The sequence below is a fragment of the Priestia sp. JNUCC 25 genome (assembly GCF_053667915.1).
In genome coordinates this window covers 1,094,113-1,107,623 of record NZ_CM132211.1, presented here as the reverse complement: position 1 = coordinate 1,107,623, position 13,511 = coordinate 1,094,113, and the positions used below count along the sequence as shown (strand labels likewise).

At 34.4% G+C, this 13,511-nt stretch carries 9 protein-coding genes; 2 read left to right on the top strand and 7 right to left on the bottom strand.

The annotated features are described in order from the left end of the window. Positions 1-169: 169 nt before the first annotated feature. The 3 genes from JNUCC25_RS05690 to JNUCC25_RS05680 form a co-directional block, all read right to left on the bottom strand. Entirely contained in the window at positions 170-937 is a 768-nt protein-coding gene (locus JNUCC25_RS05690; RefSeq protein WP_207371941.1) for a tyrosine-protein phosphatase, read from the bottom strand. Positions 938-1,539: 602 nt separating this feature from the next. Next, entirely contained in the window at positions 1,540-3,405 is a 1,866-nt protein-coding gene (locus JNUCC25_RS05685) for a transglycosylase SLT domain-containing protein (protein WP_454222931.1), read from the bottom strand. Between the two features lie 959 nt (positions 3,406-4,364). Beyond that, on the bottom strand, positions 4,365-4,790 hold the full coding sequence (locus tag JNUCC25_RS05680) for a VanZ family protein (protein ID WP_207371939.1): 426 nt from the start codon (positions 4,788-4,790) through the stop codon (positions 4,365-4,367). Positions 4,791-6,299: 1,509 nt separating this feature from the next. Between JNUCC25_RS05680 and JNUCC25_RS05675 the strand changes: the two genes are divergently transcribed. Then, positions 6,300-6,764, top strand: coding sequence for a VanZ family protein (locus JNUCC25_RS05675; RefSeq protein WP_454222929.1), 465 nt, complete (start codon positions 6,300-6,302; stop codon positions 6,762-6,764). 303 nt (positions 6,765-7,067) lie between these two features. Beyond that, entirely contained in the window at positions 7,068-8,543 is a 1,476-nt protein-coding gene (locus JNUCC25_RS05670; RefSeq protein ID WP_207371937.1) for a glycosyl hydrolase, read from the top strand. Positions 8,544-8,604: 61 nt separating this feature from the next. Here JNUCC25_RS05670 and JNUCC25_RS05665 read toward each other — a convergent pair whose 3' ends face one another. The 4 genes from JNUCC25_RS05665 to JNUCC25_RS05650 form a co-directional block, all read right to left on the bottom strand. After that, the gene (locus JNUCC25_RS05665; protein WP_207371936.1) at positions 8,605-9,153 is read right to left on the bottom strand and encodes an acyltransferase; all 549 of its coding nucleotides are present in this window, start codon (positions 9,151-9,153) and stop codon (positions 8,605-8,607) included. A 213-nt stretch (positions 9,154-9,366) separates the two neighbouring features. Beyond that, entirely contained in the window at positions 9,367-10,362 is a 996-nt protein-coding gene (rfbB, locus tag JNUCC25_RS05660) for a dTDP-glucose 4,6-dehydratase (RefSeq protein ID WP_207371935.1), read from the bottom strand. 449 nt (positions 10,363-10,811) lie between these two features. Further along, entirely contained in the window at positions 10,812-12,344 is a 1,533-nt protein-coding gene (locus JNUCC25_RS05655) for a hypothetical protein (RefSeq protein WP_454222925.1), read from the bottom strand. A gap of 99 nt (positions 12,345-12,443) precedes the next feature. Then, on the bottom strand, positions 12,444-13,511 hold the full coding sequence (locus JNUCC25_RS05650) for a glycosyltransferase family 4 protein (RefSeq protein ID WP_454222923.1): 1,068 nt from the start codon (positions 13,509-13,511) through the stop codon (positions 12,444-12,446).

Below are 13,511 nucleotides of genomic sequence, written 5' to 3'. Positions count from 1 at the left end.
GTACTTTTGACGACAAGCGTCTAAGGTGTCTATCACCCACAGTACAATCGAGTATCTCCATTGATAAAGGTTAGGAGACATTACCTTACTATTTCATTTCTAATATTGAATAATAAACGATATAATCTAAACAATTAACAAACTTGTAAGAAGCTTTAACATACCTTGACTAAAATATCCCTAAAAATTTCTTGCGCTGAATTCGTTCTGGTGGCTCTATAAAACAAGTTTTCCCTTCTACCACGCATACTGCATTTTCGTTAAATTGATAAACTAAGTCGATGCCGTACTCTCTTTCTACTATGCTTAACGCTTCTTGTATCCTGAAAGACCTTCCAGTTACATTATGAGCATCTGAAGCAATAAAATGAGTTAGTTGAGCTTCAATCAATTGGTGAGAAAACTTTTTAATTTTCTTACCGAAATCACCCGCTAGACTAGAAGCGGTTAATTGTGTTAATGCCCCTCGGCTAACAAAATTATATAGAAGATCAGGTTCTTCAATTAAACGGCTGTTTCGCTCTGGATGTACAATAATGGGTGTAAGCCCTTCTGACTGAAGATTAAATAAAAGTTGTTCTGTATATCGTGGCACTTGACTAGATGGAAACTCTACGAATATATATTTACCTGTATTGTTTAGCGTAAGAACTCGGCTAGCACGATATTCCTCCACCATTTCTCCAAAGATACGCGACTCTTGACCGGGTAAAATGGTTAGAGGCAACTCCCGTTCTTCCAACACTTGATTTAATAAGCCTACCTGCTGCTCAATGCTTGCTTTTTCATTTATGTATTTTCCATTCTGATGATGAGGTGTAGCGACAATAGTATGAATCCCTTGTGAGATTGCTTGTTTAGCCATTTCAATGCTCGATGCTATATCTTTTGCACCATCATCAACACTAGGTAATATATGACAATGTATATCTATCACGCTCAACTTCACCGTCCTTCAAAAGTCCTATAAAAACATTATCAATACTAGCATAGCTTTTTTATAGGTTCAATGTCTGTTTTTGTCGAAATACCCCGAATACCAGTTTTGTGTGTCTTTAATATCCTTTTTATCATTCAAACAGGTCATATTACTCATTAAAATTATAGTAAATATATTTCAAAATTATAACAATGTAATATTAACGTCATAAAATAAATGTAAATGTATAGGGTATTGACCAAAATTATCTATTTAAAATTTTACCAATAATATCTTATATTTTCTTGAGCCAACAGACTTGTTTATATGAAAAAATCTTAATTTTTCCGAACTTGCTAAAAAAATATTTGATATCGTTTCCATCGTTGCTAATATAAAGTTATTAGTATCTCTAAACTTCGTAAGAAATAACACGAATAGGTTATTATATCTATATAAATATAATTCTAAAGACCCATAATATATTAACGTTCTTTAAAATTATATGTCGTTAATTGTTTAAAATCTGACATGAATAACTTTATTGGATAACAACCGAGTCTGAATTCTTTGGTCAATAAAAAACTCTATCATTTTTCAATGATAGAGTTACATGTCAGTCATTTTATAGTATAAGCAGTATATATCCTAGCTTCATAATAACTATTTGCGCCTGACTTACTTTTATCTTTGGCATGCACAATTAAGGTGTAAGTTCCTTTACTTTGAGGGATCCATGTCACTTTATTACTTGTTCCATACTCCTGTAACGTGGTAAGTGTTCCTTTTTCATCTCTCACATAAAAACGGTATTCCGGGTCACTGCTTCCTTCAGATGTTGCTGTCACGGTTATAGGTGTTCCTTCTGTTTGAGGGCTTGCCATGTCCGTACTCATACTCACCTTCGTAACTTTTTCTGCTTCTACTTGGTAAGTCTTCTCTGCGCGTGCTTCATAGTAACTATTTGCCCCCGACTTACTCTTATCTTTGGCATGCACAATTAAGGTGTAGGTTCCTTTGCTTTGAGGGGTCCATGTTACTTTATTACTCGTTCCATACTCCTGTAGCATCGTAAGAGTTCCTTTTTCATCTCTCACATAAAAACGGTATTCCGGGTCACTGCTTCCTTCAGATGTTGCTGTCACAGTTATAGGTGTTCCTTCTGTTTGAGGGCTTGCCTTGTCTGTACTCATAGTCACCTTCGTAACTTTTCCTGCTTCTACTTGGTAAGTCTTCTCTGCGCGTGCTTCATAGTAACTATTTGCGCCTGATTTACTCTTATCTTTGGCATGCACAATTAAGGTGTAGGTTCCTTTACTTTGAGGGGTCCATGTTACTTTATTACTTGTTCCATACTCCTGTAGCATCGTAAGAGTTCCTTTTTCATCTCTCACATAAAAACGGTATTCCGGGTCACTGCTTCCTTCAGATGTTGCTGTCACAGTTATAGGTGTTCCTTCTGTTTGAGGGCTTGCCTTGTCTGTACTCATACTCACTTTCGTAACTTTCCCTGGAATATAACTTTTCATAAGGTAGGCTGATGAAATATATCCCGTTAATTGCTGATCTAATGTACTAACTGGATACCATACAAATTGCCTTTCACTGCTTGAATCTTGATTATATTTAAAATCTCCATCAACGATCAACGTTGTACCTTTAACTAATTTGCTAGCATCCGATGGCGTACCTGGTTGTGACCTTAAATTAGCGACATCACCTGTTACCGTTACTTTATTACCTAATACAAAATTGTAGGCTGATGAATGCAACTCATCAGTTAAAGTATACTCTTTTTTTAGGAATTTAATATTTTCATCTTGAGATACATCGTAGGAAAAATCTTCTGTAGCAAAAGGAAATTTTCCTAACTTAAGTTTAGGGTCATCTACAAAACTGTAGTATTCTATCAAAGCAAAAACTTTTTCTTGATACGCTTCCGTATTTCTTTCACCAGTGAATTGATAAAGAGGGCTATTTACCGGCTTGATCCCATTGTAAGCCATTACTGGGAAATACCAATTTTCAATAGTTTCTCTTCCCGCTCCTTTTATTTTAGGAAGATCAGTTCGACTATACATATTACTGAGTATTTGAACACCTGCCTGAATATTGTAATAAATATCATATTTTAATCTTTCTTGATCATAGGTTGAATGATTGGTAATTTGCATAAGCCCAATTCCACCATCTTGAGAAATCCTAGGCTTACCTTCGTTGTCAAATTGACTCCAAATACGACTCTCTTCTGTTGCTCCGCTTTCTTTTGTAGCTACTGCTTTTACGATTTCTGGAGGGATATTTGCTTCTAGCGCTGCATTCGTCAATAAACAATTTACATGCTGCAGTGAGGGATTCTGTTTTTGCTTAATTTCACCATATGAGGCACATTGAGAGGGTTGTTCAACTTCTGCAAATGCCTCTCCATGAAACCAGCCTAGTGCTAAGCATGTTAATAAAGCCACGCCCATTAAAATTACTTTCATTAATTCATTCTCCAATCTAGTTAATGAAGTATATTTTACCATAGAAGGATTTTATTTTAATATAATCAAAGATTTTTTAAAACCTAAATAGTTTAGTAGATAAACCAATTTTTTCTTTATATATAATTCTTTTAAGCAGAAATTCTTTGTTTTATTAGATCAGCATTTGTCTTTAGTTAAATAATTTATCTACCAACCAATTGATATACTCTCAAAGAGAATCATCACTACCCTCATGCTTTTGAATGTGCGACTATTAAAATTATCATATCCTTCAGCAATTTCACCTAATTAATCTGTATATATAATTCTTATAGCCCTCAATATTAGGATGTTTATCTTCTTGCTTTTCCACTATGGGTGCCTGACATTTCTTACTTATAATAACGAGTGCGCATAAAAAAGCCCCTCCAATCTTGGAAGGACTTTTCTCTCAATCAGACATTACTTAACGATTTCTTTTCCACATCGAATACATCTACCAGAAGAAATTTCTACTTTATGTTGCTCCTTAATCTTACACTTTAAAATCTTTTTAAAAAACTCTATCACTTTAAGTTCCCCTTTTACCAGACATTCCAGCTGTCATAGTTATTTAACTTAGACTGTTAGCTTTCCATCCTAATCTTTTGATTTTTGTATAGGAATTTTCACGTGAGTTATTATAGCGATGAAAAATGAAAAAACCATGAAAATATACTAAAAATACACTGAAACTTACAAATAAAGTTAGGTCTGCTAAATTACTAGAACATATCTAAGGAATAATTTTATTTCAATTAAGGAACAAAAGATATATTTTAAATTATTTATTTTCGCAAATAAAAGAGCGCAGAAATTAGCGCTCTTCTATTTCTATATTTTGTTTAAATTCGCATAGTTGCCTTCCTAGAAATTAGAAATCGCACCTTTTTCTCAATAAAGATAGAACTGGTATACACTCTCTTGCTTGTATATTTCTATGCTGTTTTCGAAATATTTTTTAATAATTTAGATAAGCCGTAACCGATCCCCGTTCCTAAAGTATTTAAAATAACGTCATCTATATCGGTCCACCTATTAGGCATGGACAGTTGAACAATTTCAATCAGCAATGAAAATGCCATTCCTATTAAGCACGCTTTTGAAAAACTACTTATACTATGGAATTTAAAGGGTAACAAGATACCAAAAGGGACAAACAAAATAATATTCCCCATATTATTTATTATAAAATCGCCAAAAGAGCGATGAAGTAATAAATCTCCAATTGTATAAAAGGGCACAAGATTAATGCCCCCTTGGTCTACACCGATACCCAACGAAGCTTCTGGAAACATCGTTAAACCAATAATAAATAGAATTGAACCTAAAAATAAAGCATTAATTACATTACGCTTAAACATTCCTTGCAATCTCCTATAGCTTTTTTTATGTAGTATTTCTTTGTACTATTTCCCTCTTTCGAGAGGATTAAAGTTAGTCTTTTGATACTCTCTCATTTTCTGCTTATGATAGTTAATTTTGCTCTTTAATTTATTTTTTATTTTCCGGTCCACACAGCCTTCTATTAATAGTTCCAAAAATGCTAATCTAATACGGTGCCAGTGATAAAATATTTTAGACGTAAAAAACACGTTATTTCTCCTATAAATTATATTTTAGTTCTTGCCCTTTATGTATATACCCTATGTCTTTTTAGTGAAAATTGAATGAAAGGTAATTTACTTTAATATTATCGGCACTTAGAAGTCTTTTTTTACCTCAAGACGAAAAAAGAAGGATTTTAAGCCTCCCTTAATTGCTTACTGTTTGTAATTTCTACTGCAATTAATTCCTTTCAACTATCCCAAGTGAAAAGATATCGGTTTTGAAAAAACATGAATGTTACAAAATATAATTATACCTGTAAAAGTGACACAAAGGATTATTATTTGCTTCTATTTTAAGATAGATAACTACTATATTCGTTTAACTATTATAAAGAAGGAAGTAACTCAATTGTTATAAAAATATAAGGATAGACAAAATGAAGTAAAGGTTCAGGTGGACGAAGAATAACATAGCGGGAATTTTACTTTTGGAAGAAAGAATATCTGTATTTTGGCGAAAGTCCTGCCAATATCATACGGAGAAAGCGACTACGGCGCAAGTTCATATATATTACAAAATATAAAAAAGAAGTTTTACAAAATCTTAGCGAACTCATGAGAAGTCTCTGATTTTTATCTTTTTCTAGATTAAGGCATCATTTATTTAGGATCGTTTTTTCTCAGCTTAATACAGAGGAATTACCCTCTTCTTTACATAAGATAGAAAATAAATTGGTTTAAGCAGCCGAGGTATATACCTAATTTTACTAGTCACCAAGACTTCAAACAAAATAAGCCAGTATGCTCCGGTGAATACCGAAACATACTGGCTGTGTAGTTTTTTTCATTGTTTACTTAACAAAAGCAAGACTCTTCTCAAGGGTCTTTTTTTAAACTATTTTGTACCATAGTAATAATATTGTTCATCAACAAATGTTTAAAAATTGGATTTTATTAATACTTTAGAATTATCTCGAAATCAATATTATCATATAGAATTTTTGTTGGATATGAGTTTTTTGTCGAATATTGTCATCTGTATTCTAAAAAGCATAAAATGACTTAAAAAGCTCCTCAAAAGATGGTTTTTCGACTTTAGTTGTTTTGACCTATTTAATATTCTGAATAGTAAATTAGTAATATTTAAACAAACGTCAGCTCTAAACAAAGATATTAAAATCCCCTTTAAGATTTCACTTATATAAAAAGAAAAAGCTTATAAAAAAATTTTCTTTTATAAAGTATGCACTAGAAAATAACTTGCATTTCAGGCCTTTTTCTCTTACTATATGTGAATAGTCTAATAAAGAAGGAATTTTTTGTATGATAAAAAAAATAGTACTTTTATTAATGATGTTAAGCATTGCACATTTCTCCCATACCCCCCACTTATTAATTACAGACCCTAGCACGTGGCGAAATTCATCTGTATGGAATCATGATGCAACGTTATGGGACATTTTGAAACCTGGCAGTGATTTTTATGACGCTTATTCCTATGGGTTTGATTTAGAATTTATTTTGCGTAAACTGGCTCATATTTCATTTTTCGGTATACTGGCTCTATTATTTTATTGGAATTTAAAAGAAATACGGGGACGTTTTTTAAAAGCATGGCTTCTGCTAGCCGCTTTTGCTTTTTTAGATGAGATTCATCAAGCATTTATTATTGGCCGTGATGGACGTATTGCTGATGTAATGATTGATTCATTTGGAGGAGCCCTATTTTTATTTTTCTTGTATAACTTTAGAAATAAAAAAACGAGTAAAGTCTCCAATTTAAATTGAAGCTATTCCTCTTAAAACCCCTTGAGTGAAAGACGTGTTCAAGGGGTTTTAAATTTAACTTTATCTTGGTCTTGCTTACTAACTAATCAGCAATAGATGAATATGAACGTTTATTTCCAATATGATTTCTCAATTATCATGGATTATCCGCACTAAAACTTCACACTAAATTAATTTTATAAAGTTGATGATCCATTTCCATTTTATGATAATATTACTGTATCTATTTTAGTAGATACTGAATTCATACATACATTTATCGTTGTTTTATAATTAATAAATCAATTGTAAGGAGATGAAACTTTGAAAAAGAAGCTTGCACTTTATCTGCTGCTCACTCTATTATTAATCGGAATTATTTATGTAGTTACTAATAAGCCTAATAACCCCCCTACCATACAAAAAACTAACACCAGTCAGATTTATGAAGCTGAAAAATCTATATTAAACGGAGCAAAAACAAGCAAAGAAGTTAGCGGTTATTCCGGAGATGGATACGTAACTAATTTTCATAAAAAAGATGATTCTGCTATTTTTATTATCGATGCACCTCGAGAAGGTTTGTATAAATTAGCTATACGCTATAGAGTTTCAAGCGGAAATGGGGAGAAACACGCTGCGATAAATTTAAATAGTGAACCTTCTGTGCAAATAATATTAAAAGAATCTGATAAATTTAAAGAATTGAACGTGGGGAAAGTACTGTTGTATAAAGGCAAAAACACTATAAAAATAAGATCCGGATGGGGCTATTACGATTTAGATTATATTAAACTTACTCCACAGTCTGCATCGAACACTTCCACATATAAAAGTAATAAAGCTTCGATTAATAAAGAACCTGTAAATCAACATGCAACAAGAGAAACTAAATCATTAATGAATTTTCTTGTAGATCAATATGGAACGAAAATTTTATCTGGCCAACAGGATATGTCCGGTGTTCAATGGCTAAATAATAATATTGGTAAGAAGCCTGCCGTTGCAGGGTTTGATTTTACTGATTATTCTCCGTCTAAAGTTGCCTACGGACGTCAATCAAGTCAAGTAGAAGAAGCAATCAAATGGCATCAGCAAGGAGGAATCGTTACATTTTCATGGCATTGGAATGCTCCTAAAGACCTTGTTAAGCAGCCCGGAAAAGAGTGGTACAAAGGTTCCTATAAAAGTGCAACGACCTTTAATCTTCAATATGCTATGGAACATAAAGACTCCGAAGATTACCGTTTGCTTTTACGGGATATTGACGCAATTGCCGTGCAGCTAAAAAGACTGCAAGATGCCAAAGTTCCAATTCTATTTAGACCGTTGCACGAAGCTGAAGGCGGATGGTTTTGGTGGGGTGCAAAGGGTCCTGAACCAGCTAAGCAGCTATACAAACTGATGTATGATCGAATAACTTACTATCATAAAATTAACAATATTATTTGGGTATGGAATTCTGTATCTGAAGATTGGTATCCAGGTGATAGATATGTAGATATTGTTAGCTATGATTCCTATCCTAAGGCTGGGAACTACAATGCGATAAGTTTGCAATATGATCGATTGAATTCACTTGTAAGCAACAAAAAACTTGTAAGCTTATCAGAAAATGGACCTATTCCTGATCCAACTGATTTGAAGGATTACCATATCTCATGGAGTTGGTTTCTTACTTGGAAAGATGAATACTTGAAAGATGGTATTATAAATAGCCGAGAGCATTTATTGAGGGTGTATAACAGCCCTTATGTCATTACACTTGACGAACTTCCTGACCTTCAAACTTATGAATAGCTATATGAGAACATCCCCATCAATAATTGATGGGGATGTTCTATGTAAACACTATAATTTTCTAGTCTCTGATCCATCCGTCTTTTATTTCCAAATTTTTAACTATTTTTGCTGGGGAACCGGCTACTAGCACATTAGGCGGTACATCTTTATTTACTACACTTCCAGCTGCCACAACGGAATTTTCACCAATTGTTACGCCGCTCAAAATTGAACAACCTCGTCCAATCCAGACGTTATTTTCAATTACTACTTGCTCACTCTTTAGAGAATCATTAGAATCTACAAGATGATAATTACTGTCAATTATATTTGTCAATGGACCTATCTTTACATTATCCCCAATTCTAACTGATCTAGCACACCCTATATCTACACCGTAATTAATAAACACATTATTTCCAAATACTATTTTCGATTCTTTGTTCTCGGTATTCAAGCTTACTTTTATGGGACGCCCTGTAATTGACAAGTTGTCTCCTGCTACAATCTGGCCTTGAGATTTTACTGAACATCCTCCTCTTAATCGTGGCAACTTACCTGATTTCGAAAGCTTAAACTTTAGTAAACTCCCCTTAGTTACTGCAAATGCTTTATCTATAACTGTCATCTAATATAACTTCCTTTCCATTATTATCAAATACCTTCAAAATACTACATTATTGGTTACAAAGGAAGTACTTTAAGATAAATAGGTATATATTCACTAAGAAACCATATTCAAAAAGGCATTTCATTATCTATACATTCGTTTTTATCTTCTCGTTAAATATATTTTTATTAGTTTCTTGATTAATAAACAGATTATCAGACAAATACTTATTTAACGTAATAACAAACTCTCTTTTCCTATATCTTTTAAGGGCTGCCACCAAGTGTTGTTATGTTCATACCATTTAATTGTTTCGAGAATCCCTTCTCTAAAATCGTAAGTAGGAAACCATCCTAATTCTTCCATAATTTTCGAGGGATCATTAGCATATCGATAATCTTGAGATAGCCGGTCATCTACAAAATGTATCAAACTTTTTGGCTTATCCAATATTTCTAAAATTGTCTCTACCACATCTATAGTGCTCCTCTCTTCTCGAGCTCCTATATTATATACATTTCCTGCTTTACCTTTATGAATAACCAAATCAATGGCACGTATGTTATCCTTTACAAATAACCAGTCACGTATGCTTGCTCCATTACCATGTACAGCAATATAGTTATTTTCTAAAGCATTTGTAATTGTCATTGGAATCAATTTTTCAGGGTATTGAAATGGTCCATAAGTATTGGCAAAGCGCAAAAAGCTCACGTCAATTCCATAGGTATCATGGTAAGCTTTAACTATAAAATCTGCTCCTGCTTTACTGGCTGAATAAGGGTTCGTGGGAGATAAAGAGGTTTTTTCATTAAAATAACCATTATTCCCTAATTCACCGTACACCTCATCTGTAGATATTTGTACATATTTCTTAATATCATTTTTCATCGCTAAATCTAATAATATTTGTGTTCCCATAATGTTAGTCTGAACAAATACATGAGGCGTTAGAAAGCTTCTATCGACGTGAGATTCAGCGGCAAAATTAACAATTACATCTATTTCTTTCTCTTTAATCACAGTTTCTACTAACTTCGCGTCACATATATCCCCTTGAACGAACTTATAACTACTATTACTTTTCACCTTTTTTAAGTTATCTAAATTTCCTACATAAGTAATTTTATCTAAATTAATAATCTTACATTCTTTGTAACTTGCAAGCATAAATTTAATAAAATTACTTCCAATAAAGCCTAACCCTCCTGTGACCAACAAATTCATTATTATCCTCTTTAAAAATTACATTAATAACCATATTACAATCGTATGTACCTATGTCTGTATATAGTTAAATTATAATGACAATTCTCTTGACGTTGTCTAAATAGGGTTTCATCCTCCTCCATTATTGAAGTTGCCTGCTAAAAAAATATAAACTAATCCTCTTTAACATATCTACGGGTAAAGCTTTCAACCTTCAAGAAGTTTTTATAACTAGGAACAAAAACTAAATAAAACCACTCATTATAATACTGGGTGGATGATTTTACTATATTAAGAAAAAAACTTTAAAGAGGCGATTCTTTGCCTCCCTGAGTAAAGCACTTGATTCACTTCGTTGTATTCATCGGTCATAGGGCTTGTTCTATCCATAGTACATTCATGACTTTTTATTGACATAAAAAATAGCTTCTCATAAAAAGAAGCTGGTTTAAAAATAATTTCTCTACTTAGATTTTTGTCCCGGAGACTTTCCCTGTGTTATCGACGCTTAGCTTCCAGCTTTGTCCGTCAGGAGATTTAAGGATCAGGCTGTTTCCTTGCTGAAACTCGAGGTTTCCATACATTTTGCTTCCGGACGTTGCCACCCAAGAGGAACCTGGCATCATAGAAGACGTACCGAATATGCGGTTAATTCGAAAGCGTTTGTGGTCTTTTGTATATTCGCTTAGCGTAAGTCTCATTTTATACAGCGTATTGGCTCGCACTTCTGCCGTTACCGTGTTTCCTAAGTTGTTTTTTACGTCTTTTGCTGTTGTCCATGCCCCGTCTAGTGCTGTTAGATATTCAAATTTAATATTTTTAGGCGACTCACCCCATCCAAATGAAACGCCTGCCATATTCAGCATTTTAATTGGATTCGAGCTAAAATCCATTTCGATTACAACAGGAGCTGAAGCCGGCACGTCGAGGTAGTTCATGCTTTGTTCATCAATTAAGCTGAAGCAGTTGCTGATGCTTCCTCCGTACGGGGCTTTTCCAGCAATTTGCTTGACGGTATATTTTTTATCAGCTTGTACGAAAATATCGTCTTGATTGCCGATTATATCCGGTTTTCCTGGAAGACCTGGAGCAAATATGTTTCGGGTTTGTTCAAAAGGAGAAATAATATCATTATACTGTCCGTTGTTTAAAATAGATGTGGATAAAAGGTTGGAGGCAAGCTGATTTCGATGTGCGATACTCGTAAATTCTACGGGCGGTTCTCCGCCGTTCATTAAATACGTATCCCAAATATGTCCTTCAAAGGTGTTGTAAGCACCTGAACATTTAATTGCTCGTTTCGTTTGGCTGCGGCACTGCATTTGAAAATGACTAAAGCTGTTTCCTGACGTTTCATACGGCACGTCGCTAATGCCAGCTACGTCAATTCCATACTGACAGCCGTCAATTGATAAATAGCTAAAGTTATTCGCGTTAATCCATGCAGGCGTATTGATGTTGGTGATTTTTTCGGTTTGCAGCAGCACACCCCTTTCAAAATTGCGAAGGTGTACAAATGATACGTTCACAAAGCTAATAAAATCCCATGCCTTTTGGCAGTAAAAATAAATGCCTTTTCCGTTATAAGCACCAGACGTATTAATCATGCTGATGTTGCTTATCGTCGTTTTGTTTCCTGTTTCTAATTGCTGCGATCCGTGAAGGTAAATGACCGAAGAGGTAAATGATGGGTCGGCCACTTCAACTGTTCCACCTGAAATCGACGCATCTTTTTGCAGCGTAAATACATGATAGTTTCCCGTTACTTTAAGTTTGGTTCCGCTGTCCATTTCAAACGAAATAGACGGCTTAATCACAATGGGTGATGCGATGGCGTACGTATAGTTTCCTGTTAGTAGTACGCGTGATAAATTGTTGCTAGCTGCGTAATCAATTGCTTGCTGTATCGCAGGGGCATCATCCGTCACGCCGTCTCTTTTCATACCGAAACAAACGGCGTCTACTATTCTTTCTTCACTGCAGTTTTCCATTAAACTCATCTCGCTTTCTCAGCAGGTGTAAAGCATGTACTGCTTCTATTAATTTATGCTTTTTGACTACTTGTGGTTCACTGTTTTCATAGAAAAAAAGCTTCTGTGTTAGAAGCTTTTTCCGCTCACGTTTACGTATTGATTAGCAGTGGATGCAATCATTTGACTCGATGTAAAGTGCTGCTCGACTTTTTTTCTAGCGCCTTTCGCAAAACGCTGCTTTTGTTCTTGCTCGGCGTACAGTTCCGTTATTTTTTCGGCAAATGCTTGAGGTGAATAAGTCGGGATTAAATAGCCCGTATCTCCGTCTGCTATTGCTTCTTTCACGCCTCCTACATCAATTGAAATCATCGGTGTACCGACGGCCATTGCTTCTAAAACAACCATTGGAAAGACTTCACGGTGAGAAGTTAACAGAAGCATATCCATTTTTGCAATAAACGCTTCTGGATCTTCTACTTCTCCCCATATCTTTATCTTATGAGACAAGCCTTGCTGCTGGATAAGCTCTTGAATTCGCTGCAGCTCAGGACCTCCTCCTCCGATATGAAACTTCATATGTTCATGATCTCGGAGCAATGATGCAATTTCGATAAACAGCTCGTGATTTTTTTCTTTTGAAGCTCGTGCCAACAGGCCAATATGACAGTCGAGTGAAGCAGACTTTTCTTTAAATACAAACTGATTCAAATCCACTCCGTTATAAATGGTTGTTACTTTACCACTATTCACGCCGAGGTTCATCAACTGCTCTTGTTCAAAACGGCTGACCGTAATCACTCCATGCACATAAGAGTTTACGAGTTTACAAAAAAAGCTTTTTGCCTTTTGTTCAAGCACCGTTACATTATGCTTTGTATAAAGTATTTTTACTTTTTTTTGCAGCATTCGATTTACGCATACTGCATACATCACCATGCGCAGGCTGTTGGCATGAATGATGTCAATTTGACAATCACGCACTTTTTTCCAAAGTACATAAAGGTTGTGAAGATGATTTTTTCTGCTTAAAGGCGTAAACCGTTTTTTATATTGAATTTTGTTGTACAGTTCTCCCATTGCAGCTGCTGTGTATACGGTGATATCCGGATGATTCAACTGATTTTCGAGCTTACAAAAATACGTTTCTGCTCCGCCTGTAATCAATTTATCCGTAATTAAAAGTACGTTTTTCAC

What these genes read in the sequence shown, in the direction of transcription:
- JNUCC25_RS05685 (WP_454222931.1), bottom strand. Translation starts at nt 3,405, where the DNA reads ATGAAAGTAATTTTAATGGGCGTGGCTTTATTAACATGCTTAGCACTA.
- JNUCC25_RS05680 (WP_207371939.1), bottom strand. Translation starts at nt 4,790, where the DNA reads ATGTTTAAGCGTAATGTAATTAATGCTTTATTTTTAGGTTCAATTCTA.
- JNUCC25_RS05675 (WP_454222929.1), top strand. Translation starts at nt 6,300, where the DNA reads ATGATAAAAAAAATAGTACTTTTATTAATGATGTTAAGCATTGCACAT.
- JNUCC25_RS05665 (WP_207371936.1), bottom strand. Translation starts at nt 9,153, where the DNA reads ATGACAGTTATAGATAAAGCATTTGCAGTAACTAAGGGGAGTTTACTA.
- rfbB (WP_207371935.1), bottom strand. Translation starts at nt 10,362, where the DNA reads ATGAATTTGTTGGTCACAGGAGGGTTAGGCTTTATTGGAAGTAATTTT.
- JNUCC25_RS05655 (WP_454222925.1), bottom strand. Translation starts at nt 12,344, where the DNA reads ATGAGTTTAATGGAAAACTGCAGTGAAGAAAGAATAGTAGACGCCGTT.